Origin of the sequence: Pseudomonas sp. NBB, from assembly GCF_032701105.1 — a bacterium.
Taxonomy (GTDB): domain Bacteria; phylum Pseudomonadota; class Gammaproteobacteria; order Pseudomonadales; family Pseudomonadaceae; genus Aquipseudomonas; species Aquipseudomonas asiatica.
In genome coordinates this window covers 5,360,398-5,383,126 of the sequence record NZ_CP103994.1, presented here as the reverse complement: position 1 = coordinate 5,383,126, position 22,729 = coordinate 5,360,398, and the positions used below count along the sequence as shown (strand labels likewise).

The 22,729-nt window shown below is 64.0% G+C and carries 20 protein-coding genes; 14 read left to right on the top strand and 6 right to left on the bottom strand.

Annotation, left to right across the window (positions count from 1 at the left end):
• The first annotated feature begins 8 nt into the window (after positions 1 to 8).
• Both parC and NY023_RS24905 read left to right on the top strand, forming a co-directional pair.
• The gene (parC, locus tag NY023_RS24910) at positions 9 to 2,267 is read left to right on the top strand and encodes a DNA topoisomerase IV subunit A (RefSeq protein WP_013974453.1); all 2,259 of its coding nucleotides are present in this window, start codon (positions 9 to 11) and stop codon (positions 2,265 to 2,267) included.
• Positions 2,268 to 2,439: 172 nt separating this feature from the next.
• Positions 2,440 to 3,150: a membrane integrity-associated transporter subunit PqiC gene (locus NY023_RS24905; protein ID WP_031324184.1), complete on the top strand. Its 711-nt coding sequence runs from the start codon at positions 2,440 to 2,442 to the stop codon at positions 3,148 to 3,150.
• Between the two features lie 159 nt (positions 3,151 to 3,309).
• On the opposite strand, the gene NY023_RS24900 is transcribed toward NY023_RS24905, so the two are convergent.
• Positions 3,310 to 4,770, bottom strand: coding sequence for an AhpA/YtjB family protein (locus NY023_RS24900; protein ID WP_013974451.1), 1,461 nt, complete (start codon positions 4,768 to 4,770; stop codon positions 3,310 to 3,312).
• Positions 4,771 to 4,905: 135 nt separating this feature from the next.
• Here NY023_RS24900 and serB point away from each other — a divergent pair, with 135 nt between their 5' ends.
• Complete coding sequence (gene serB, locus NY023_RS24895; RefSeq protein WP_013974450.1) at positions 4,906 to 6,120, top strand: phosphoserine phosphatase SerB; 1,215 nt, start codon at positions 4,906 to 4,908, stop codon at positions 6,118 to 6,120.
• 131 nt (positions 6,121 to 6,251) lie between these two features.
• Here the strand turns inward: serB and asd are convergent, their stop codons facing one another.
• From asd to NY023_RS24880, 3 genes are read right to left on the bottom strand one after another with little or no spacing between them, the layout of a single operon-like run.
• Entirely contained in the window at positions 6,252 to 7,115 is an 864-nt protein-coding gene (gene asd, locus NY023_RS24890) for an archaetidylserine decarboxylase (RefSeq protein WP_013974449.1), read from the bottom strand.
• Between the two features lie 9 nt (positions 7,116 to 7,124).
• Positions 7,125 to 7,934, bottom strand: a complete 810-nt coding sequence (locus tag NY023_RS24885; protein WP_013974448.1) for a rhodanese-like domain-containing protein — start codon at positions 7,932 to 7,934, stop codon at positions 7,125 to 7,127.
• A 44-nt stretch (positions 7,935 to 7,978) separates the two neighbouring features.
• Complete coding sequence (locus NY023_RS24880; protein ID WP_024087814.1) at positions 7,979 to 9,514, bottom strand: HDOD domain-containing protein; 1,536 nt, start codon at positions 9,512 to 9,514, stop codon at positions 7,979 to 7,981.
• A 130-nt stretch (positions 9,515 to 9,644) separates the two neighbouring features.
• On the opposite strand from NY023_RS24880, the gene motA reads away from it, so the two are divergent.
• Together motA and motB are read left to right on the top strand one after the other, a co-directional pair.
• Positions 9,645 to 10,496: a flagellar motor stator protein MotA gene (motA, locus tag NY023_RS24875; protein ID WP_015272014.1), complete on the top strand. Its 852-nt coding sequence runs from the start codon at positions 9,645 to 9,647 to the stop codon at positions 10,494 to 10,496.
• 3 nt (positions 10,497 to 10,499) lie between these two features.
• A complete protein-coding gene (gene motB / locus NY023_RS24870) occupies positions 10,500 to 11,513 on the top strand; it encodes a flagellar motor protein MotB (protein ID WP_013974445.1) in 1,014 nt (337 codons plus the stop codon).
• Positions 11,514 to 11,702: 189 nt separating this feature from the next.
• On the opposite strand, the gene rsgA is transcribed toward motB, so the two are convergent.
• Positions 11,703 to 12,734, bottom strand: a complete 1,032-nt coding sequence (gene rsgA / locus NY023_RS24865; protein WP_013974444.1) for a small ribosomal subunit biogenesis GTPase RsgA — start codon at positions 12,732 to 12,734, stop codon at positions 11,703 to 11,705.
• A 143-nt stretch (positions 12,735 to 12,877) separates the two neighbouring features.
• Between rsgA and orn the strand changes: the two genes are divergently transcribed.
• Together orn and NY023_RS24855 are read left to right on the top strand one after the other, a co-directional pair.
• On the top strand, positions 12,878 to 13,420 hold the full coding sequence (gene orn / locus NY023_RS24860; RefSeq protein ID WP_013974443.1) for an oligoribonuclease: 543 nt from the start codon (positions 12,878 to 12,880) through the stop codon (positions 13,418 to 13,420).
• 100 nt (positions 13,421 to 13,520) lie between these two features.
• Entirely contained in the window at positions 13,521 to 14,132 is a 612-nt protein-coding gene (locus NY023_RS24855) for a trimeric intracellular cation channel family protein (RefSeq protein ID WP_013974442.1), read from the top strand.
• A gap of 107 nt (positions 14,133 to 14,239) precedes the next feature.
• On the opposite strand, the gene queG is transcribed toward NY023_RS24855, so the two are convergent.
• Complete coding sequence (gene queG, locus NY023_RS24850; RefSeq protein ID WP_013974441.1) at positions 14,240 to 15,304, bottom strand: tRNA epoxyqueuosine(34) reductase QueG; 1,065 nt, start codon at positions 15,302 to 15,304, stop codon at positions 14,240 to 14,242.
• Positions 15,305 to 15,369: 65 nt separating this feature from the next.
• Between queG and NY023_RS24845 the strand changes: the two genes are divergently transcribed.
• From NY023_RS24845 to hflX, 7 genes are all read left to right on the top strand, one after another.
• Complete coding sequence (locus tag NY023_RS24845) at positions 15,370 to 16,230, top strand: NAD(P)H-hydrate dehydratase (protein ID WP_024087813.1); 861 nt, start codon at positions 15,370 to 15,372, stop codon at positions 16,228 to 16,230.
• A 2-nt stretch (positions 16,231 to 16,232) separates the two neighbouring features.
• Entirely contained in the window at positions 16,233 to 16,691 is a 459-nt protein-coding gene (gene tsaE, locus NY023_RS24840; protein WP_206695211.1) for a tRNA (adenosine(37)-N6)-threonylcarbamoyltransferase complex ATPase subunit type 1 TsaE, read from the top strand.
• A gap of 11 nt (positions 16,692 to 16,702) precedes the next feature.
• Positions 16,703 to 18,133, top strand: a complete 1,431-nt coding sequence (locus NY023_RS24835; protein ID WP_013974438.1) for an N-acetylmuramoyl-L-alanine amidase — start codon at positions 16,703 to 16,705, stop codon at positions 18,131 to 18,133.
• Positions 18,130 to 20,025, top strand: coding sequence for a DNA mismatch repair endonuclease MutL (gene mutL, locus NY023_RS24830; RefSeq protein WP_013974437.1), 1,896 nt, complete (start codon positions 18,130 to 18,132; stop codon positions 20,023 to 20,025). The genes NY023_RS24835 and mutL overlap by 4 nt, the downstream gene beginning before the upstream one ends.
• A 1-nt stretch (position 20,026) precedes the next feature.
• Positions 20,027 to 20,998 (top strand): tRNA (adenosine(37)-N6)-dimethylallyltransferase MiaA, encoded by a 972-nt coding sequence (gene miaA, locus NY023_RS24825; protein ID WP_013974436.1) that lies wholly within the window; start codon positions 20,027 to 20,029, stop codon positions 20,996 to 20,998.
• 94 nt (positions 20,999 to 21,092) lie between these two features.
• Positions 21,093 to 21,353, top strand: a complete 261-nt coding sequence (gene hfq, locus NY023_RS24820) for an RNA chaperone Hfq (protein WP_003258160.1) — start codon at positions 21,093 to 21,095, stop codon at positions 21,351 to 21,353.
• 12 nt (positions 21,354 to 21,365) lie between these two features.
• Positions 21,366 to 22,667, top strand: coding sequence for a ribosome rescue GTPase HflX (gene hflX, locus NY023_RS24815; RefSeq protein WP_023663497.1), 1,302 nt, complete (start codon positions 21,366 to 21,368; stop codon positions 22,665 to 22,667).
• The last annotated feature ends 62 nt before the right edge of the window (positions 22,668 to 22,729 follow it).

Here is a 22,729-nt window from a genome sequence, read left to right as displayed (position 1 = left end):
AGGCCCGCATGAGCGACTCACTGGAACTCAGCCTGGATGGCGTAGAACGCCGCTCGCTGGCTGACTTCACCGAACAGGCCTACCTCAACTACTCCATGTACGTGATCATGGACCGCGCCTTGCCGCACATCGGTGATGGCCTGAAGCCGGTGCAGCGACGCATCGTCTACGCCATGAGCGAGTTGGGGCTCGATGCCGATGCCAAGCACAAGAAGTCGGCGCGTACCGTCGGTGACGTGCTCGGCAAGTTCCACCCCCACGGCGACTCGGCCTGCTACGAGGCCATGGTGCTGATGGCCCAGCCGTTCAGCTACCGCTATACCCTGGTCGACGGCCAGGGCAACTGGGGTGCGCCAGACGATCCGAAGTCGTTCGCCGCCATGCGTTATACCGAAGCGCGTCTTTCGCGCTACGCCGAAGTGCTGCTCAGCGAAGTCGGCCAGGGCACCGTTGACTGGGTGCCAAACTTCGACGGCACCCTGCAGGAGCCGGCCGTGCTGCCTGCGCGCCTGCCCAACATCCTGCTCAACGGCACCACTGGTATCGCCGTTGGCATGGCCACTGACGTACCGCCGCACAACCTGCGTGAAGTGGCCACGGCCTGTGTGCGCCTGCTCGACGAGCCCAAGGCCACCATCGAGCAGCTGTGCGAGCACATCCAGGGGCCGGACTACCCGACCGAGGCCGAGATCGTCACGCCGCGGTCAGAAATCCTCAAGATGTACGAAAGCGGCCGCGGCTCCATCCGTATGCGCGCCGTCTACCGCGTCGAGGATGGCGACATTGTCGTCACCGCGCTGCCGCACCAGGTCTCCGGGGCCAAGGTGCTGGAGCAGATCGCTGCGCAGATGCAGGCCAAGAAGCTGCCCATGGTCGCCGACCTGCGTGACGAGTCGGACCACGAGAACCCGTGCCGCATCGTCATCATCCCGCGCTCCAACCGTGTGGATGCCGATGAGCTGATGCAGCACCTGTTTGCCACGACCGACCTGGAGAGCAGCTACCGGGTCAACGTCAATATCATCGGCCTGGACGGCCGGCCACAGCTGAAGAACCTGCGAGCGCTGCTGCTGGAATGGCTGGAGTTCCGTACCGCTACCGTCCGTCGTCGCCTGCAGCACCGCCTGGACAAGGTGGAGAAGCGCCTGCACCTGTTGGAAGGCTTGCTGACCGCGTTCCTCAACCTGGATGAAGTTATCCACATCATCCGTACCGAAGACCAGCCCAAGCAGGCCCTGATCGCCCGTTTCGACCTGACCGAAATCCAGGCCGACTACATTCTCGAGACCCGCCTGCGGCAGCTGGCACGCCTGGAAGAGATGAAGATCCGCGGCGAGCAGGATGAATTGCTGAAGGAGCAGGCCAAGCTGCTCGCCCTGCTGGGCAGCGATGCCAAGCTGCGCAAGCTGGTACGCAGCGAGCTGATCAAGGATGCTGAAACCTATGGCGACGACCGCCGCTCGCCGATCGTCGAGCGTGCCGAGGCCAAGGCGCTGTCGGAAAACGAGCTGATGCCGACCGAGCCGGTCACCGTGGTGCTCTCGGAGAAGGGCTGGGTGCGCTGCGCCAAGGGTCACGACATTGATGCCACCGGCCTGTCGTACAAGGCCGGCGATGGCTTCAAGGCCGCTGCTGCCGGGCGCTCAAACCAGTTTGCCGTGCTCATCGATTCTACTGGCCGCAGTTACTCGCTAGCCGCCCACAGCCTGCCGTCGGCGCGTGGTCAGGGCGAACCACTGACCGGCCGCCTGACGCCACCACCGGGGGCCACCTTCGAGTGTGTGCTGTTGCCGGACGACGATGCACTGTACGTGGTGGCTTCGGACGCTGGCTATGGCTTCGTGGTCAAGGGTGAAGACCTGCAGGCCAAGAACAAGGCCGGCAAGGGCTTGCTCAGCCTGCCCAACGGTGCCAAGGTCATGACCCCGCGCCCGGTGGCCAACCGCGAGCAGGACTGGCTGGCGGCGGTTACCACCGAAGGCCGTCTGCTGGTATTCAAGGTCAGCGACCTGCCTCAGTTGGGCAAAGGCAAGGGCAACAAGATTATCGGGGTGCCGGGCGACCGGGTGGCGAGCCGTGAAGAATTTGTTACCGATCTGGCCGTGATAGCAGATGGCGCGACGCTTGTATTGCAAGCCGGCAAGCGTACCCTATCTCTGAAAGCGGACGACCTGGAGCATTACAAGGGCGAGCGCGGACGGCGCGGCAGCAAGCTGCCACGCGGGTTCCAGCGGGTCGATGGGTTGCAGGTGGAAGTGCCGGCGTAAGCGGTTGAAATGTCTGGAGCGGCAATTTCAGCGTCGTTCCGGGCAGAAATGCTGGAGTCGGACGGTTATTTCGCGGATGATATGGCCCTTGCGGTGCCGGCGTGGCCGTGTGCCCGTTTGAATTTATGTGTATCACTGCGGTTGGCCTTTTGGCGACCGCCTGGATGGGATGATGAAATTTCTGCGCCTTCCATTTGCGCTGTTGATGACTGGCCTGCTGGGCCTTGGCGGGTGCACCATGCATCAGCCGGTTGCCCTGTACCAGCTCGACAGTGGTGATCCTGGCCAGCCTTCGCAGAGTGCGGGCATGGCCGTGGTGCTCGGTCCGGTATCGGTTGCCGATTACCTGCAACGTGAGACGTTCCTGCAGCGTCAGGCCGATGGCAGCCTGAGTTCGGCGACCGACGGTCGTTGGGCCGGCAGCCTTTCGTCGGATATCGACCAGCTGCTGGTGCGCCAGCTCGCCTGGCGCCTGGACAGCCAGCGGGTGGTGCTGGCCCCGGCGGCTGCCGGGTTCAACCCGGATGTACAAGTGCTGCTGTCGATCACTCGCCTGGACTCGGGCAAGGACCAGCCGGCCGTCCTGGATGCCCAGTGGCGCCTGTTGGACCGCCGTGGCCATGTGCGTGACAACCGCATCGTTCACCTCGAACAGCCACACGCGGGCAGCGAGGCGTCGCAGGTGCAGGCCCAGGGCCAGTTGCTTCAGAAACTGGCCGAACAGCTGAGCACAGCGGTCAAGCCTTTGGCTAACCAGCCGGCGATTGCCGAAGAGTCGCCTAAAAAATCGGCTGCTCCGGTGCAGGTGAAGAAGACGCCTGAGAAATCCAAGATCCCGATGGCTGCGCCGATTCGAACCGATATGGAAGTCTACCGGTTCTGATCCAACTGCCAGATACGAAAAAGCCCGCATCATTGCGGGCTTTTTCGTATCTGCAGTTTTTGTACTGTATGTGCTGGTCTCTTCGCGGGTGAACCCGCTCCCACAGGTTGGTGCAGGCCCTGTGGGAGCGGGTTTACCCGCGAAGAAGCCAGCCCGGTATCAGGCCCGGCGTTCGTGCATCCGCGCCAACTGCCGCTCCAGCATCGACGGGTAGGGCTCCATCAGGCGCTCCACGCAGCAGGCGCCCTCAGGGCTGGCAATCGGGCGAATGCGGGCGCGCTGGCGAATCAGCGTGTCATCGCTGATCTGCCGTTCTACCAGCAACAAGTTGCGACTGTGCTGCGACAGTGCCAGAGCGTCCTGGGCCTTTTCGGCCATCAGCAGGTCTACCAGCTCCAGCCCTTGCAGGTCGTTACCCAGGGCAAGGCCCAGCTGCAGCTGCAGGGTAATGCCGCTGTCCGCTACCTCGATCTGCAGGGCATGGCCCAAGGCGCGCAACAGCTCGCCGCAGCAGATGGCATTGGTCAGGTAGTCCTCGCCGCAATCGCGGCTGTGGAACAGCACCAGGGTGCTGCCGTCGTTGAGCGTGTGAGTTTCACCGTCGTAGAGTGAGGCGGCATGTTCCAGGCAATCGCGGTAGCGCTCGGTCAGTTCGGTCAGGCGCGTGCGCGGCAGGCGACGCAGCTGCTCCTGCGAGCCCAGTTGCACGGCAAGCACGGCGCTGTACTGCGGCTCGTCGGATTCGACCACGGCGGCCTTGGGCGCGCTTTCGTCGTCCAGCAGGCCGGCGAAGGCTTCATCGTCATCCTCGTCCGCCTGGGCGGCAAGCTTGGCGCGCGGTGCGACCTTGGCTGCCGGGGCAGAGTCGTGCAGGTCGTCGAACTGCTCGTCGTCTTCTTCTTCTTCGGGCTCCGGCTCAGGTGGCGGCGGCGGGGCCAAGCGCGCGTGCAGCTGGCGGGCGATGTCGCCGATCTCGTCCTGGCGGTCGGTGGCCGGGGTATAGGGTTGCGGGTCGCGCAGCCACACCCGCAGCTGCAGCAGCGGCAGGGTGATGAAGCGGCCCTGGCGCAGGCTCAGGGTCAGCGCCAACACCAGCAGGATGGCGGCAAGGATGCCCATGCTCTGCAGACTGATCAGCATCGGCTGCTGGAACTGGCTCATGTCCAGGCTGATGCGCAGTTGCCCGGCGGTCACGTCCTGGAAGGTGATCTTGGTCTGGTACAGGCCTTCGGCCTCGCCCAGCAGGCTGTTGCGCGGGCGCTGGCCGGCTTCCGCGAGGATGCGGTTGTCCACGCTGTAGATCGCCGCATGGGCCACCAGTGGGTTTTTCACCAGGTTGCCGAGCAGAACGTTGAGGCTGAGGATGTCGTTGGCCACCAGCAACTCGGTCGCCGAGGTGGCGGTCTGGGTGGTCAGGCTCTGGCCCAGAGCATCGGCCTGCTCGTGCATGGCCTGCTTGAACTGCAGGCCCATCACGCAGGCGTAGATCACCAACGCCAGCGCCACCAGGAAAATGTTGGTGCAGGCGATGCGTAGTGCCAGCGGCACGCGACGTTGACTCAGGGCGCGATAGATCATCAGGAAGAAGTTGTCTGCTTTGACGGGCGTGGGCCGGTTCACTGAGCTCGGCTCTTAATGGCATGAAAGTGTGGGGCAGTATAGCGAGCCGGGTTTTGTCGGCAAAGTATCGTTGGCGCCCGACGGTCACGGAAAATCGGTAGAATGCGCATTTTTCATCGAAGTCGGAGCCAGGTTGTGCGCGAAATCGTCCTGATCAACATCACCGGTGAGGACCGTCCCGGTCTCACTGCGGCTATCACCGGCGTCCTGCTGCAGGGCGGTGTGAGCATCCTCGACATTGGCCTGGCAGTCATGCACGGTACCTTGTCGTTCGGCATCCTGGTCGATATCCCGGACAACGAAGTGGCCACCTCCCTGCTGCAGAGCGTGCAGGCCAAGGCCCACGAGCTGAACCTGCAGGCCCGCTACACGCCGATTTCCGAGGCGGACTACCAGCACTGGGCCGATGGCCAGGGCGAGGCGCGCCACATCGTCACCTTGCTCAGCCGCAAGATCACTCCAGAGCAACTGCAGCGGGTGAGTGCGGTGATCAGCCGGTACGGCCTGACCATCGAGCGCATCGAGCGCCTGTCGGCCCGTGTGGCGCTGGATGCCGAGACCGACAAGGGCAAGGCGGCCATCGAGATCTCTGTGCGCGGCGTGCCGAGCGATGCCGAGGCTCTGCGTGCCGACTTCTTCGCCCTGGCCGAAGAGCTGAGCATCGACATTGCCTTCCAGAAGGACGACCTGTTCCGCCGCAACCGTCGCCTGGCGGTCTTCGACATGGATTCGACGCTGATCGAAGCCGAGGTCATTGACGAACTGGCAAAGGCCGCTGGCGTGGGTGAGCAGGTTGCCGCCATCACCGAGCGCGCCATGCGCGGCGAGCTGGACTTCCGCGCCAGCTTCAAGGAGCGCATGGCGCTGCTCAAGGGCCTGGATGTGGGCGTGTTGGATGAGATCGGGGCGTCGCTGCGTCTGACCGAAGGTGCCGAGAACCTGTTTGCCGAGCTCAAGCGCCTGGGTTACAAGACCGCGATCCTGTCCGGTGGCTTCACTTACTTTGCTCGCCAGGTGCAGGCGCGTCTGGGCATCGACTATGTGTTCGCCAACGAGCTGGAAGTGATCGATGGCAAGGTGACCGGCGTGGCTGTGGAGCCGATCGTTGATGCCCAGCGCAAGGCCGAGCTGCTGCAGAAGCTGGCCAGCGAAGAAGGCTTGCAGCTGGAGCAGACCATTGCCGTGGGTGACGGTGCCAACGACCTACCGATGCTGTCGCTGGCCGGCCTGGGTGTGGCGTTCCGCGCCAAGCCGCTGGTGCGCCAGTCGGCCAAGCAGGCGATTTCTACCCTGGGATTGGATGGAGTGTTGTATCTGCTGGGCCTGCGCGACCGCGACGCGCGCGGCTGACTCGACAATCCGGGGCTGCTTCGCAGCCCATCGCGACACAAGGCCGCTCCTACAGGGAATCGCATATCTCCTGTAGGAGCGGACTTGTGTCGCGAAAGGGCCGCAAAGCGGCCCCAGGTTCCATCAGGCAATCAAGCCTGCACAGGCGCCGCCAACTGCTGCCCCATGCGCACCGCTGAACCCGCACCCAGGTTCTCCGCCCACTTCACCTGCTCCGGTCCGAACAGCACGATGGCAGTCGACCCCAGCTTGAAGCGGCCTAGTTCGGCACCTTTCTCCAGGTGGATCGGCGCGCGGCTGGCTTCGTCGTAGCGGAAGGTCTTCAGTTCACGCTTGGGTGGCGTCACCAGCCCGGCCCACACGGTTTCGATCGAAGCGACGATCATCGCGCCCACCAGCACCACGGCCATCGGCCCGCGCTCGGTATCGAACAGGCAGACCACGCGCTCGTTGCGGGCGAACAGCTCGGGGACGTTCTCTGCGGTGGTCTGGTTGACCGAGAACAGGCGGCCCGGCACGTAGACCATTTCACGCAGGGTACCGGCCAGCGGCATGTGCACGCGGTGGTAGTCCTTGGGCGACAGGTAGATGGTGGCGAACTCGCCGCCCATGAACGGCGCGGCCATGGCCGGGTCACCGCCAAGCAGCTCCTGCGCGCTGAAACCGTGGCCCTTGGCCTGGAAGATGCGGCCGTGCTCGATCGGGCCAAGCTGGCTGACGGCACCGTCGGCCGGGCAAAGGATGGCGCCCGGGGTCTCGTCCAGCGGGCGGGCACCCGGCTTCAGGGCACGGGTGAAGAATGCATTGAAGTGCTCGTATGCGCTCAGGTCCTCGACCAGCGCTTCGCTCATGTTGACCTGGTAACGCTTGGCGAACCAGGCGGTGAAGGCGTTCTTGAACCAGCGCACGCGGCACTCGGCTATGCAGCCGGCCAGCCGCGACAGCAAGTGGTGCGGCAGCAGGTACTGGCTGATGATGAACAAACGGGATTTCATGCAGGTTCCTTAGACTTCTACAGGCGTGTCCGGGTGGTTGCCCCATTCGCTCCACGAGCCGGCGTAGGCCTTGACGCGCGGGTATCCAAGGGCCTTGGCCACCAGGTAGGTGAAACCGGAGCGGCGGTGGGTCTGGCAGTGGGTGATCACTTCCTTGTCGGGGGTGATGCCCAGGTTCTTCAGGACTTCGGCGATGTCCTGGCGAATGCGCAGGTGGTCGTTGAGGTCCATGCCGGCGGTCCACTCGAAGTTGATCGCGCCGGGGATGTGGCCGCCCTTGGCTGCCAGTACTTTCTCGCCGCTGAATTCCTGCGGGCCACGGGCGTCCCAGATGACCAGGTCGTCGGCGCCCAGGCGGCTTTGCAGGTACTCGCGGGTGGCGGTTGGCGAAGTGTCGATGCGCAGGTGCACCGGCGCATTGCCGCTGGCGGGCACTTCTGTGGAGAGCTTGTCGGCGGGCCAGGCCTGGATGCCGCCATTGAGATAGTGGTAACGCTTATGGCCGATCACGTCGAGCAACCAGATGAAGCGCCCGGCCCAGCCGCCGCCCTCATCGTCATACACCACATACACGGCATCGTCACGGTGGCCGAGTTCGCTGAACAGTTTTTCCAGTTCGCCCAGGGCCGGCAGCAGGCCGGGCGCGGGGGGCTGGCCGAGCTGGGTACGCTTGCCTTCGACAAAGCGTGCGCCGGGGATATGCCCGCTGACATAGCGGTTGGCGCTGCTCAGGTCGATCAGGATCAGCTGTGGCGAATCCAGGCGCGGCAGCAGGTCCGCGGCTTCGATCACCAGGGGCAGGCCGGAAAAGTCAGTCATCCACGGTCTCCAGTGTGGAAAGAGGGGCGATTGTAGCGCAAGGCTCAGGCCTTGCGGTTGGCAAACACCGACAGCGCCCGTTCGGTGCACTGTGCGGTCTTGCCGAAGGCTTGCACGCTGATATCGGCCAGCGGCCGGCAGCCCTGGTCTGCCACCATCAGCATCAGCACCTGGTCCGTCACCGCCAGCGAGCGTAGCAGCACGTGCTCGCTGCGGAACAAGGCACGCAGCGGGGCCGGCAGCAGGGCCGAGAACTGGCTGTGGTTTTCCGGGGTGATACGCAATTGCCCGGCCTTGGCCAGCAGCTTTTGCAGCAGTTTGTTCTGCGCCACCGGCAGTACCAGCGCCCCGGCTTCCTTGGGCAGGCCGGCCATCTGCTGCACGCGCAGCTGGTCGTTGGCCTTGTCCAGGCTCAGCAGCAGTATCCGCTGCATGCCAGAGGCCAGAAGGGCCTCGATAACCTGCGTGGCCAGGTGCACGCTGTTGGTGAACGGGCTGGGCTGGGCCAGAAGGTCTTGGCACAGCTTGCGCCAGCGCGCCAGTTCGTCGCTTGTGGGAGGTGGCGGAGCCAGCATGTCTGGGTGCGGACGGCGCTGGTGCCAGGGCCAGATCAGCGCTTCGGCCGGGTGGAACAAGGCATGCTGGGCATGGCGGCGGGCGCTGGCCGCAGCCTGCTGGTGCACCTGCTGCTGCACGTCGTCCAGCGAGGTCTGCAGGTACAGTGCGGTCAGCAGCTGCCAGCGCAACAGGTGCGGGTTGTCCCAGCCCACTTGTGCCGCCAGGGCCAGGTTGTTTGCCAGCAGCACGGTGTTGGCCGGCTGGTTGAACCAGCGGCGCAGGCCAGGCTCGGCGTCCAGGCGGTGTTGCTGGCTGAGCAGGTCCGGGTCGCGGGCGATACTGAGCACCTGGGCCAGTTGTTCGCGCTCTTCCAGCAGCAGGCGGTAACCCTGGGTCACCCATTGTGGCAGGCGCCAGTACTCCGCCATGGTCTGGCACAGCTCCATGATGCGCACGCCAAACAGTTCTTCCTCGACATGGGCGGCGTCTTCGCCCTTGTGGATAACCCGCAGCTCCCAGGTATCGAGCAGCTTGGGGTAGGCCAGCGCCAGCGGCCAGAGTGGCGACAGGAACAACAGGCTGCCCCAGTGGATTTCCTGCCACAGCCGTGCCAGGCGGCTTGCGAACAGGCCGCTGGCCTGCTGCGAGGCGTGCTGGCTGATCAGCTGGAACTGGCACAGTACCGGCGGAATCTCTTCGACGGGCACTGCTGGCAGGCGCTTGAGCAGCTGTTCGCTGCGCTCCAGGCCCAGGCGGTTGAGGGCGACTTCCAGGCTTTCGGCGGGCTCTGCCAGGCTGGCATTGGTGGGGTGATTGGCTTCGCGCATCACCGACAGCACCAGCGCCGGGCTATCTTGCATCAGTTCGGCGATATCGCGCAGTGAGCGGCGGTTATCGTGGATGGCGGCCATGACCCGGTCGTAGCTGTGCTTCGGCACGGGGATGCGAACACTCTCGAGCAGCTTTACCCAGGCCTCTAGCGTACGTGGAGCCTGAGCGGGCACCTTGGTTTCAATTGGCATTTTGACATCAGTCCGAACTGGCTTTTCGCATTGAGTGGCTATAGTCTGGCGCAGTTCTGCCGATAAGTAGAAGAAGAGTTTTAAAGCTCCCGTCTCTTCCCCTGACCACGACAGCAAGTGCTTTGAACCTATGGCTAAAATTATCGGCATCATCGTCGTATTCGCGAGCGTGCTCGGCGGATACGTGCTTTCCCACGGCAAGATCGCGGCACTGATCCAGCCGTTCGAAGTACTGATCATCGGCGGTGCGGCCTTTGGTGCATTCCTGCAGGCCAACCCTGGCCACATGACCATGCACGTCATCAAGAAGTCGATGAAGATGTTCGGCTCGCGCTTCACTCACGCCTTCTACCTGGAAGTGCTGGGCCTGGTGTACGAAATTCTCAACAAGAGCCGGCGCGAAGGCATGATGGCCATCGAGGCCGATATCGAAGATGCCGCCGCCAGCCCGATCTTCGCCAAGTACCCGACGGTGCTGGCCGATGAGCGCATGACCGCGTTCGTCTGCGACTATCTGCGCATCATGTCCACCGGCAACATGGCCCCGCACGAGCTCGAGGGCCTGTTCGACATGGAACTGCTGAGCATGAAGGAAGAACTGGAGCACCCGTCCCATGCGGTGACCGGCATCGCCGACGGCATGCCCGGCTTCGGTATCGTTGCGGCGGTACTGGGTATCGTGGTGACCATGGCCTCGCTCGGCGATGGTGACCAGGCCTCCATCGGCCTCCATGTGGGTGCGGCGCTGGTGGGTACCTTCTTCGGTATTCTGGCGGCCTACGGCTTCTTCGGCCCGTTGGCCAAGTGCCTGGAGCACGATGCCAAGGAAGAGCTGAACCTCTACGAATCGATCAAGGCTTCGCTGGTTGCCTCGGCCTCGGGCATGCCGCCTTCGCTGGCGGTCGAGTTCGGGCGCAAGGTGCTGTACCCCAAGCACCGCCCAAGCTTCGCCGAACTGGAACAAGCGGTTCGCGGTCGCTGAGTCATGGAGAACAATCAGCCCATCATCGTCAAGCGCGTCAAGCGCTTTGGCGGCGGCCACCACGGCGGCGCCTGGAAAATCGCCTTCGCCGACTTCGCCACGGCGATGATGGCGTTCTTCCTGGTGCTGTGGCTGTTGTCCACGGCCACCCCGGAACAGAAGATCGCCATTGCCGGCTACTTCAAGGACCCGATCGGCTTCTCGGAAAGCGGAACGCCCTACGTCATCGACCTGGGCGGCTCGCCTCAGCTGGCGCCGGAAAAGACCATCAACCCCGAAGCCAAGTCGGAGCCGACGCCTGATACCAGCATTCAGCTGGACAAGGACCAGGTGGAGACCATGGCCGAGCAGGTCGAGCGTGAGCGTCTGGAGTTGCTGCTGCAGGAACTGCAGAACAAGGTGGAAGAGAACCCGCAACTGCAGAAGTTCAAGGACCAGATCCTGTTCGAGATCACCCAGGACGGCCTGCGCATCCAGATCATGGACGCCGAGAACCGGCCGATGTTCGACATTGGCAGCGCGCGCCTGCAGCCGTACTTCGAGGACATCCTGCTGGCGATGGCAGACACCATCAAGGCGGTGCCGAACAAGATCAGCATCAGTGGCCACACCGACGCCAAGCCCTATGCCGGCAGTGGCGAGTTCGGCAACTGGGAATTGTCGGCCAACCGCGCCAACGCCGCGCGCCGTGCACTGGTGGCCGGCGGCTACCCGGATGGCCAGGTGGCGCGGGTGGTGGGTTATGCCTCGTCGTCGCTGTTCGACCGCAAGGACCCGTTCAACCCGGTCAACCGCCGCATCGACATCATCGTGCTGACCAAAAAAGCCCAGCGCAATATCGAAGGCGAGCAGGGCGCGCCGGAAGCACCGGCTGCCGAGCCCGCGCCGCCGGCCGCTGCGGCACCGGCGGCGCCAGGGGAGGCCGGGCAGGCCCCCATGCAGCCGCGTGAATTGCGCCAGAAGCTGAACATCTTCGAAGAGGGGACGCTGAAGATGGATGAGGCCAAGGACCAGTAAACCCTTTTTCGTCTTGCGTGGTCCCTTGTGGGGGCGGCCTTGTGTCGCGAAAGGGCCGCAACGCGGCCCCGGCAATATTTGCATTAATGCTGATATCTGGGGCCGCTGCGCGCCCCATTCGCGACACAAGGCCGCTCCCACAGGATCGCGCCGCGGCTGAAGCCGGCGCAGAACCCGTGGAGCAAGCGGTCAGTAAGCGTCTTCCGGCAAACTGGCAATGATCGAGCGGTAGCTGTTCATCCGTTGCTGCTTGATACGCCCCTCGTCCAGCGCCTTGAGCAGCGCGCAGCCCGGTTCGCGATCATGCTTGCAGTCGCGGAAGCGGCAGGTGCCGAACAGGTCGCGGAACTCGATGAAACCATCCTCCACATCACTGCGGCTGACGTGACCCAGGCCGAACTCGCGGATGCCCGGTGAGTCGATCAGGTCGCCACCATTGGGGAAGTGGTACAGCCGCGCGGTGGTGGTGGTGTGGGTACCCTGGCCAGACCATTCCGACAGGTCGCCGACACGGGTGCCGGCCTCCGGCAGCAGGCTGTTGACCAGCGACGACTTGCCCACCCCCGACTGGCCGACGAACACGCTGATGTGGCCGTCGAGCATCTGCTGCAGGCGTTGCATGCCGTCACCGTGATGTGCCGAGACCTCGAGCAGCGGGTAGCCGAGCTCGCGGTAAACCTCCAGCAGCGCATGCAGGCCCGGGCCGTTCTCTTCGTTGATCAGGTCGGCCTTGTTCAGCAGCAGCAGCGGGCGAATGCCAGCGTGCTCCGCGGCCACCAGGTAACGGTCGATCAGGTTGGGGTGCGGTTCGGGCGCGGGGGCAAAGACGATCACGATCAGGTCGACGTTGGCCGCCACCGGCTTCAGCTGGCCGTGGTTGTTAGGCCGGCACAGCTCGGTGCTGCGCGGCATCTGCGCGACGATCACGCCAATTCCCTGGTTGCCCGCCCGCCATACCACGCGGTCGCCGGTAACCAGCGCCGGCAGGTTGGCGCGCAAGTGGCAACGGAACACCTGGCCCGCGGCTTCGCCGTCCTGGGCTTCCACTTCTACCTGCACACCGAAGTGCGCAATCACCAGGCCCAACTGCTCTGGCCCAAGGTCGCCACCCTCCAGTTCCTGCAGCACGTGCTGTTCGCGTTTGGCCGCACGCGCGGCGCGCTCGTTCTGGATTTTTTCGATGCGCCAGTTCTGGCGGCGATTGAGCTGGCGTTTGGCCATGAAGGTTCCGTGCGTGGGGGCAGGTTGAAAACGGCAGGCAGTTTAGCACGCCAGGCGCCGGACCATTTGGCTTACCTTCGCACCGTGAATGGGCGTGCCTTGGCCACTACGCTACTATGACGGCCTATACGAGGAGCCCCCGCATGCAAAACCCACAGAACCTGATCTGGATCGACCTGGAAATGACCGGCCTGGATCCGGACAGCGACGTCATCATCGAGATGGCCACCATCGTCACCGACAGCGAACTGAACACCCTGGCCGAAGGGCCGGTGATCGCCATCCACCACAGTGACGAAGTGCTGGCGCGCATGGACGAGTGGAACACCCGCACCCATGGCGCTTCGGGCCTGACCCAGCGCGTTCGCGAGAGCAAGGTCGACATGGCCGAAGCCGAGGCGCAGACCATTGCCTTCCTCGAGCAGTGGGTACCGAAAGGCAAGTCGCCGATCTGCGGCAACAGCATCTGCCAGGACCGCCGCTTCCTCTACCGGCACATGCGCAACCTGGAAAACTACTTCCACTACCGCAACCTGGATGTCTCGACCCTGAAGGAGCTGGCTGCACGCTGGGCACCTGATGTGCGTGATAGCTTCAAGAAGGGCAACACCCACCTGGCGCTGGACGACATCCGCGAATCGATCGCCGAACTGCGCCACTATCGCGAGCACTTCATCAAGGTGTGAGCCGAAAAGGCGCAGATATTGTATCTGCGCCCTCTTTTGGTGCCATGGGCAACTGGTTAGACTGCGCGCCTTTCTCGCACGCCCGCACGGACCCCGCACCATGTTGTTGATGCTCTACCTCATCGCCATCACCGCCGAAGCCATGACCGGCGCATTGTCTGCAGGCCGCCGCGGCATGGACTGGTTCGGCGTGGTGCTGATTGCCTGCGTCACTGCCCTGGGTGGCGGCTCGGTGCGTGACGTGCTTCTCGGGCATTACCCGCTGACCTGGGTGAAGCATCCTGAATATCTGGTGCTGACCAGCTGTGCGGCGCTGCTGACCATTTTCATCGCGCCGATGATGCGCCGCCTGCGCTCGCTGTTCCTGGTGCTCGATGCCCTGGGGCTGGTGGCCTTTACCCTGATCGGCTGCATGACCGCGCTGGAGATGGGGCAGGGCATGCTGGTGGCGTCGATCAGCGGGGTGATCACCGGGGTATTCGGCGGGATCTTGCGGGATATCTTCTGCAACGATATTCCCTTGGTGTTCCGCCGCGAGCTGTACGCCAGCGTGTCGTTTGCCGCGGCGTGGTTCTACCTGGGGTGCGTGTATTTCAAGGTGCCGGCGGAGCAGGCGATGCTGCTGACCTTGTTTGGCGGGTTCCTGGTGCGGCTGCTGGCGATTCGGTTCCATTGGGAAATGCCCAAGTTCCACTACAACGACCAGCAGTAGCTTTGACATGCGCCCCCTGTGGGAGCGGGTTCACCCGCGAACACGGGCGCAGCCCGTGCCATCCACCGCGGTGGCTTCTTCGCGGGTAAACCCGCTCCCACAGGGGGCTACGAAATGCCGTGCTGCGCCAGCGCCCACTCCACATGCTCCCTCACCAGCTCCGAGGCATCCTCGCGCCGCGCCTTCAGCGCTTCGATCACCGGGATTGTCGATGGCGCATTGCCAAGCCCCACCGCCAGGTTGCGCAACCAGCGCTCATACCCGGCCCGGCGCAATGGCCCGCCTTCGGTCTTGCGCAGGAAGGTCCTTTCATCCCACAGGAACATCTCCGCCAACTCGGCATTCTCCAGCCCGTGCCGTGGCTGGAAATCCTGCTCTTGGCTGTGCCTGGCAAAGCGGTTCCACGGGCAGACGATCTGGCAGTCATCGCAACCGAACACCCGGTTGCCCATCTTCGAACGCAACTCGACGGGGATCGGCCCCCGCAGTTCGATGGTCAGGTAGGAGATGCAGCGCCGAGCATCCAGTACGTACGGCCCGACGAAGGCCTGGGTCGGGCAGATGTCCAGGCAGGCCTGGCAGCGCCCGCAATGTTCGCTGGTGGTGGCTTCGTCCACCGGCAGCGGCAGGTCGACGAACAGCTCGGCGAGGAAGAAATAACTGCCCGCCTTGCGGTTGAGCAGCAGGGTGTTCTTGCCGATCCAGCCCAGCCCGGCCTGCTCGGCCAGGGCCTTTTCCAGCACCGGAGCGCTGTCGACGAAGGCGCGGTAGCCGAACGGGCCGATGGCTTCCTGAATGCGATCGGCCAGGAACTGCACGCGCTTGCGCACCAGTTTGTGGTAATCCCGGCCCAGGGCGTAGCGCGATACGTAGGCTTTTTCGGGCTGTGCCAGGCGCTGCGCCATCTGTGTGTCGCCCGGCAGGTAATCCATGCGCAGCGATACCACGCGTACCGTGCCAGGGATCAGTTGCTCTGGGTGTGCACGCTTGCTGCCGTGGGCATCCAGGTAATCCATCTCGCCCTGGTAGCCGGCGTCGAGCCAGCGCTGCAGGTGGTGTTCGTGTTCGCCAAGGTCTACCCCGGCGATGCCAACATGGGCAAAACCGAGTTCTTGGCCCCAAATCTTGATGGATTGGGCCAGTTGGGCGAGGTCAGGCGTACAGACGGACATGGATGGGCAAGGCAATACGGGCTCAGGTGCGTATAATTCTGCCAGACATTGGAGCCTTTGACCCCATGCCGCAGACCAAACACCCCAGCCATACCCCTCAATTGCTCAGCAGCGTGACTGTCTCGCATCTGCCGGCACGTCATGCGCATGCCCACAAAGGCGACTTCGGCCATGTACTGGTGGTCGGTGGCGACCTTGGTACCGGCGGCGCTGTGCTGCTCAGTGCCGAAGCCGCCCTGCGCTGTGGCGCGGGGCTGGTCAGTGTGGCGACCCGGCCCGAACACGTGACTGCCAGCCTGGCGCGCTTGCCGGAGGTCATGTGCCTGGGCGCCAGTTCGGCCAACCAGCTGATGGGCGTGCTGGAGCGCGCTTCGGTGCTGGTGGTCGGTCCAGGCCTGGGTCAGGCGGCCTGGGGTCGCAGCCTGCTGTCGGCGGTGGCCAATGCCGAACGCCCACAGGTGTGGGACGCCGATGCCCTGAACTTGCTGGCGCGCACCCCGCTGGCCCTGCCCAGTGGCAGCATCCTTACCCCGCACCCAGGGGAGGCAGCGCGGCTGCTGGGCATTTCCACCGAGGCTGTACAGGCGGATCGCCCGGGCGCTGCACGCAAGTTGGCGCGGCGTTACAACAGCGTCTGCGTGCTCAAGGGGGCTGGCACTCTGGTAGCCGACCCGGCCGGGCAACTGCTGTTGTGCGAACGTGGCCACCCGGCCATGGCCGGTGCCGGCCTGGGCGATGTGCTGACCGGCGTGCTGGCGGCGCTGTTGGCCCAAGGCCTGGATGCCTGGCACGCCGCGGGGCTGGGGGTATGGCTGCACGCCTGTGCCGGCGAGCGTCTGGGCGTAAAAGGTAGAGGCCTGGCTGCCAGCGATCTGGCGCCGGTCATTCGTGAGTTGTTGGAGGAGCATTCTGCGTGTCTGGCTTAAACCTGTTTCTGGCCGATGAAGCGGCCACGGTCAAATTCGGCGCACAACTGGCCGAGGTGACCGGCGGTCACGGCGTGATTTTTCTGGAAGGTGACCTGGGCGCGGGCAAAACCACGCTGTCGCGTGGCCTAATTCGTGGCCTGGGCCATACTGGTGCAGTGAAAAGTCCGACCTTCACCGTAGTCGAGCCTTACGAGATCGGTGAGGTGCGGGCGTTCCATTTCGACCTGTATCGCCTGGTCGATCCGGAAGAGCTGGAGTTCATGGGCATTCGTGACTATTTCGAGGGCGACCCGCTGTGCCTGTTCGAGTGGCCACAAAAGGGTGCGGGCGTTTTGCCAAAGCCCGACCTGACCATTACCATAAGCCCCCAAGCGGGCGGACGCTCGCTGAACCTTTCGCCGCAGGGGGCTCGCGGCGAGGCCTGGTGCGTGGCACTGGCCGAACACTATAAACAGTAAGTGGGGTAGGTATGCGCATACGCGCACTGGTCGCCATCGTTGGGCTGCTGCTGACAACGGTGACCGTTGACGCTCTGGCCGTCACTCAAGTCAAGAGCATGCGCCTGTGGCGCGCGCCGGACAACACGCGGCTGGTCTTCGACCTGTCTGGCCCCGTGCAGCATAGCGTCTTCACCCTGAGCGCACCTGATCGCCTGGTTATCGACATCAATGGCGCGACCTTGGCCGCGCCACTGAACGTGGCTACCTCCAATACGCCGATCAGCAGCGTGCGTTCGGCCCAGCGCACACCGACCGATCTGCGTGTGGTGGTCGACCTGAAAAAGTCGGTCACCCCAAAAAGCTTCACCCTGGCGCCCAATGCCCAGTACGGCAACCGCCTGGTGGTCGACCTGTACGACCAGGAGGCTGACGCCATCGCGGCCAGCGCGCCGACTCCGGCCCCGACTCCGGCACCAACGCCTGCAACCACGCCAGCAGTACCGGTGACCCCGGCTCAGCCTGCCATCAAGCTGCCGCCGGTTCCCAACGGCAAGCGTGACATCGTGGTTGCCATCGACGCCGGTCACGGCGGCGAAGACCCGGGGGCATCCGGCTCGCGTGGCCAGCATGAAAAAGACATCGTGCTGCAGATCGCCAAGGAACTGCAGCGCCAGATCAACAGCGAAAAAGGCTTCCGGGCCGAGCTGACCCGTACCGGCGACTACTTCATCCCACTGCGCAAGCGCACGGAAATCGCCCGCAAGAAGGGCGCCGACCTGTTCATCTCGATCCACGCCGACGCCGCGCCGTCCCGCGCCGCCTTTGGCGCCTCGGTGTTCGCCCTGTCCGACCGCGGCGCTACCTCCGAGACTGCGCGCTGGCTGGCCGACACGGAAAACCGTTCCGACCTGATCGGTGGTGCCGGTAACGTCAGCCTCGACGACAAGGACCGTATGCTGGCCGGCGTGCTGCTCGACTTGTCGATGACCGCCACGCTCAGCTCCAGCCTCAATGTCGGGCAGAAGGTGCTGGGCAACATGGGCCGCATTACCTCCCTGCACAAGCAGCGGGTGGAACAGGCCGGTTTCATGGTGCTGAAGTCGCCGGATATCCCGTCGATCCTCGTTGAAACCGGGTTCATCTCGAACAACAACGAAGCCGCCAAGCTGGCCACCGCCAGCCATCAGCAGGCCCTGGCCCGTTCGATCCATACCGGTGTGCGCCAGTATTTCCAGCAGAACCCGCCGCCGGGCACCTACATCGCCTGGCTGCGCGACACCGGCAAGATCGCCGCTGGCCCGCGTGAGCACACGGTGCGCCCAGGAGAGACCCTGGCGATGCTTGCCGTTCGCTACCAGGTCAGCGTCACCAGCCTGCGCAGCACCAACAGCCTCAAGACCGATGAGCTGAAGGTCGGCCAGCGCCTCGATATCCCTGCTACCACGTTGGCCTCGCAATGAGTGGCGGTTCGCGCATCCAGCTGCTCAGCCCGCGGCTGGCCAACCAGATTGCCGCCGGCGAGGTTGTCGAGCGGCCGGCCTCTGTCGCCAAAGAGTTGCTGGAGAACAGCCTGGACTCCGGCGCCCGGCGTATCGACGTGGAAGTTGAGCAGGGCGGCGTCAAGCTGCTGCGAGTGCGAGACGATGGCAGCGGCATCTCCGCCGACGACCTGCCGCTGGCCCTGGCCCGTCACGCCACCAGCAAGATCCGTGAGTTGGAGGACCTGGAAGGGGTCTTGAGCCTGGGCTTTCGTGGTGAGGCCCTGGCCTCGATCAGCTCGGTGGCGCGCCTGACCCTGACCTCGCGTACCGCCAGCGCTACCGAGGCCTGGCAGGTGGAAACCGAAGGCCGGGACATGACACCGCGGGTGCAGCCGGCGGCGCATCCGGTGGGTACTTCGGTGGAAGTGCGCGACCTGTTCTTCAATACCCCGGCCCGGCGCAAGTTCCTCAAGGCCGAGAAAACCGAATTCGATCACCTGCAGGAAGTGATACGGCGCCTGGCGCTGGCGCGCTTCGATGTCGGCTTCCACCTGCGCCACAACGGCAAGAGCATCCTCAGCCTGCATGAGGCCCACGATGAAACCGCCCGTGCGCGGCGGGTGGGCGCCATCTGCGGCCCGGGCTTCATGGAGCAGGCGCTGCCGATCGACGTGGAACGCAACGGCCTGCGCCTTTGGGGCTGGGTCGGCCTGCCGACGTTCTCGCGCAGCCAGGCAGACCTGCAGTATTTCTTCGTCAACGGCCGTGCGGTGCGCGACAAGCTGGTCGCCCACGCCGTGCGCCAGGCCTACCGCGACGTGCTGTTCAATGGTCGGCACCCGACTTTTGTGCTGTTCCTGGAGTTGGAGCCCAACGGCGTCGACGTCAACGTGCACCCGACCAAGCACGAAGTGCGTTTCCGCGAGGGGCGCTCGGTTCACGACTTCTTGTATGGCACCCTGCATCGCGCCCTGGCCGATGTGCGCCCTGAAGACCAGTTGGCGGCGCCAGCTGCCGTACCCGAAGTGGTCCGAGCCACGGGCCAGCAGGCCGGTGAGTTCGGCCCCCAGGGCGAAATGCGCCTGGCCTCGCCGGTGCTCGAGCAGCCGCGTGGCCCGCAGCAGTCATTCTCCAGCGGTGGTAGTGGTGCGGGTTACCAGTATCAGTACACGCCGCGCCCCTCGCAGCCGCTGCCGGCCGCCGAGGCACAGGCGGTGTATCGCGAGTTCTACAAACCGCTGGATGACGGCGCGGTGCCGACGACGCTGCCTGAAAGCCAGGGCGATATTCCACCGCTGGGCTACGCGTTGGCGCAGCTCAAGGGTATCTACATCCTGGCCGAGAATGCCATTGGCCTGGTGCTGGTAGACATGCACGCCGCTCACGAGCGCATCATGTACGAGCGCCTCAAGGTGGCCATGGCCAGCGAAGGCCTCAGCGGCCAGCCGCTGCTGGTGCCCGAGACCCTGGCCCTGAGCCAGCGTGAAGCAGACTGCGCCGAAGAGCACGCGCAGTGGTTCCAACGGCTGGGTTTCGAACTGCAGCGTCTGGGCCCCGAGACCTTGGCTATCCGCCAGATCCCGGCTTTGCTCAAGCAGGCTGAGGCCAACCGCCTGGTGCAGGATGTACTCGCCGACCTGATGGAATACGGCACCAGCGACCGTATCCAGGCGCACCTCAACGAGCTGCTCGGTACCATGGCCTGTCACGGTGCCGTGCGCGCCAACCGGCGCCTGGCGATCCCCGAGATGAACGCCCTGCTGCGTGACATGGAAAACACCGAGCGCAGCGGCCAGTGCAACCATGGTCGCCCCACCTGGACCCAGATGGGCCTGGACGACCTGGACAAACTCTTCCTGCGCGGTCGATGAAATGAGCGGCAAGCCCCCTGCAATATTCCTGATGGGCCCGACGGCGGCCGGCAAGACCGACCTGGCCATCGAGCTGACCAAAGTACTGCCGTGCGAGCTGATCAGCGTCGATTCGGCGCTGGTCTACCGCGGCATGGACATCGGTTCGGCCAAGCCCTCCAAAGAAATCCTCGCCGCCCACCCGCACCGGCTGATCGACATTCGCGACCCGGCCGAAAGCTATTCGGCTGCGCAGTTCCGTGCCGATGCCCTGGAAGCCATGGCCGAGATCACCGCACGCGGCAAGATCCCGTTGCTGGTGGGCGGCACCATGCTCTATTACAAGGCGTTGATCGATGGCCTGGCCGATATGCCGGCGGCCGATGCCGCGGTGCGTGCCGAGCTGGAAGCCCAGGCCGAAGCGCTGGGGCTGGCCGAGTTGCACCGCCAGTTGGCCGAGGTTGACCCTGAGTCGGCGGCGCGTATCCACCCCAACGACCCGCAGCGATTGATCAGGGCGTTGGAGGTTTACCGGGTGAGTGGCGAGAGCATGACGGCACATCGACAGCGTCAATTCGCGGAAAGTCGCGGCGCAGACGCAGGCGCTGGCGGACATTTGCCCTATACTGTCGCGAGTTTGGCGATTGCTCCTACAGATCGTCACATTTTGCATCAGCGAATTGCGTTACGATTTTCACAGATGCTGGAACAGGGCTTCGTCGACGAGGTCCGATCGCTGCGAGCCAGAAGTGACTTGCACGCCGGGCTGCCGTCTATACGGGCAGTGGGGTATCGGCAGGTCTGGGATTACCTGGACGGCAAGCTGACTGAGAATGAGATGCGTGAACGCGGTATCATTGCCACCAGGCAGCTGGCCAAGCGGCAGTTCACCTGGTTGCGTGGCTGGCCTGAAGTACACTGGCTTGACAGCCTGGCCTGCGACAATCTGTCCCGCACCTTGAAATACCTTGGGGCCATCTCCATATTGAGCTGAGTCCCTGCTGATTGCCGTCTATTCTTGCGAAGGGGCGGCCTAATTTATCGATTTTCTTGATTTTCTATTATTTATCCTTACAGGAGTGCGGCATATGTCAAAAGGGCATTCGCTACAAGACCCTTACTTGAACACCTTGAGAAAAGAAAAGGTCCCGGTATCCATCTATCTGGTCAACGGCATCAAACTGCAGGGTTCGATCGAGTCCTTCGACCAGTTCGTGGTACTGCTGAAGAACACCGTCAGCCAGATGGTCTACAAGCACGCCATCTCGACCGTGGTTCCTGCCCGTCCGGTTCGTCTGCCAAGCCCGTCCGATTCCGAACATGGCGACAGCGAGCCAGGCAACGCCTGATAGGAGCCTGCATTGTTCTTTGAGCGCCACGGTGGTGGTGAGCGGGCGTTGCTCGTTCACTTGGAAGGTCAGAACCCTGAGGCGCGCGAAGACCCGCAGGAGTTTCAGGAACTGGCATTGTCGGCCGGTGCCGACATCGTCTCGCTGGTCACGGTGGCAAGGCATCAGCCTTCCGCCAAATACCTGATTGGCAGTGGCAAGGTCGAAGAGTTGCACGACCTGGTCCATGCCGAACAGGTAGACCTGGTGATTTTCAATCACACCCTCACGCCCAGTCAGGAGCGCAACCTCGAGCGTGTGTTCGAGTGTCGTGTGCTCGACCGTACCGGGCTGATCCTCGATATCTTCGCCCAACGGGCGCGCACCCATGAAGGCAAGCTGCAGGTCGAACTGGCCCAGCTCGAGCACATGAGCACGCGGCTGGTGCGCGGCTGGACCCACCTTGAGCGACAGAAGGGTGGTATCGGCCTGCGCGGCCCGGGTGAAACCCAGCTGGAAACCGACCGCCGCCTGTTGCGGGTGCGCATTCGCCAGATCAAGTCACGCCTGGAGAAGGTGCGCAGCCAGCGCGAGCAGGCACGCCGCGGGCGCAAGCGTGCGGACATTCCGTCGGTATCGCTGGTGGGTTATACCAACGCCGGCAAGTCCACGCTGTTCAACGCCCTGACAGAATCCGAGGTGTATGCCGCGGACCAGCTGTTCGCCACCCTCGACCCGACCCTGCGCCGGCTCGAACTGACCGACCTGGGGCCGATCGTGCTGGCCGACACCGTGGGCTTCATTCGCCACCTGCCGCACAAGCTGGTCGAGGCATTTCGGGCTACGCTCGAAGAGTCGAGCAACTCCGACTTGTTGCTGCATGTGATCGACGCCCATGAGCCGGAGCGCATGGAGCAGATCGAGCAGGTGCTGGCGGTGTTGGGCGAGATTGGCGCCGAAGGGTTGCCGATCCTCGAGGTGTATAACAAACTCGACTTGCTCGAAGATGTCGAGCCGCAGATCCAGCGCAATGCCGATGGCAAGCCGGAACGGGTCTGGGTATCGGCACGCGATGGGCGTGGCCTGGAGTTGGTCGGCCAGGCGATTGCCGAGTTGCTGGGGGATGATCTGTTTGTCGGTACCCTGTGTCTGGAGCAGCGTTTTGCCCGCTTGCGCGCGCAATTCTTTGCCTTGGGTGCCGTGCAGAGTGAAGAGCATGATGAAGAAGGGCGCAGCCTGCTGAGCGTGCGACTGCCCATGGTCGAACTGAATCGCCTGGTCAGCCGCGAAGGCATGGAGCCGCAAGTGTTTGTCGAGCAACACACTTTGCAATAAATGCTCGTCGAGGTCGCCGGGCAGCAGTGACAGGCATTCTGTAGCATTGGACGGCGCGCCGT

Bases quoted from the DNA above. Each gene is read 5' to 3' on its own strand.
- parC (WP_013974453.1), top strand. From the start codon at position 9: ATGAGCGACTCACTGGAACTCAGCCTGGATGGCGTAGAACGCCGCTCG.
- NY023_RS24905 (WP_031324184.1), top strand. From the start codon at position 2,440: ATGAAATTTCTGCGCCTTCCATTTGCGCTGTTGATGACTGGCCTGCTG.
- asd (WP_013974449.1), bottom strand. From the start codon at position 7,115: ATGAAATCCCGTTTGTTCATCATCAGCCAGTACCTGCTGCCGCACCAC.
- NY023_RS24885 (WP_013974448.1), bottom strand. From the start codon at position 7,934: ATGACTGACTTTTCCGGCCTGCCCCTGGTGATCGAAGCCGCGGACCTG.
- NY023_RS24880 (WP_024087814.1), bottom strand. From the start codon at position 9,514: ATGCCAATTGAAACCAAGGTGCCCGCTCAGGCTCCACGTACGCTAGAG.
- motA (WP_015272014.1), top strand. From the start codon at position 9,645: ATGGCTAAAATTATCGGCATCATCGTCGTATTCGCGAGCGTGCTCGGC.
- motB (WP_013974445.1), top strand. From the start codon at position 10,500: ATGGAGAACAATCAGCCCATCATCGTCAAGCGCGTCAAGCGCTTTGGC.
- rsgA (WP_013974444.1), bottom strand. From the start codon at position 12,734: ATGGCCAAACGCCAGCTCAATCGCCGCCAGAACTGGCGCATCGAAAAA.
- orn (WP_013974443.1), top strand. From the start codon at position 12,878: ATGCAAAACCCACAGAACCTGATCTGGATCGACCTGGAAATGACCGGC.
- NY023_RS24855 (WP_013974442.1), top strand. From the start codon at position 13,521: ATGTTGTTGATGCTCTACCTCATCGCCATCACCGCCGAAGCCATGACC.
- queG (WP_013974441.1), bottom strand. From the start codon at position 15,304: ATGTCCGTCTGTACGCCTGACCTCGCCCAACTGGCCCAATCCATCAAG.
- NY023_RS24845 (WP_024087813.1), top strand. From the start codon at position 15,370: ATGCCGCAGACCAAACACCCCAGCCATACCCCTCAATTGCTCAGCAGC.
- NY023_RS24835 (WP_013974438.1), top strand. From the start codon at position 16,703: ATGCGCATACGCGCACTGGTCGCCATCGTTGGGCTGCTGCTGACAACG.
- mutL (WP_013974437.1), top strand. From the start codon at position 18,130: ATGAGTGGCGGTTCGCGCATCCAGCTGCTCAGCCCGCGGCTGGCCAAC.
- miaA (WP_013974436.1), top strand. From the start codon at position 20,027: ATGAGCGGCAAGCCCCCTGCAATATTCCTGATGGGCCCGACGGCGGCC.
- hfq (WP_003258160.1), top strand. From the start codon at position 21,093: ATGTCAAAAGGGCATTCGCTACAAGACCCTTACTTGAACACCTTGAGA.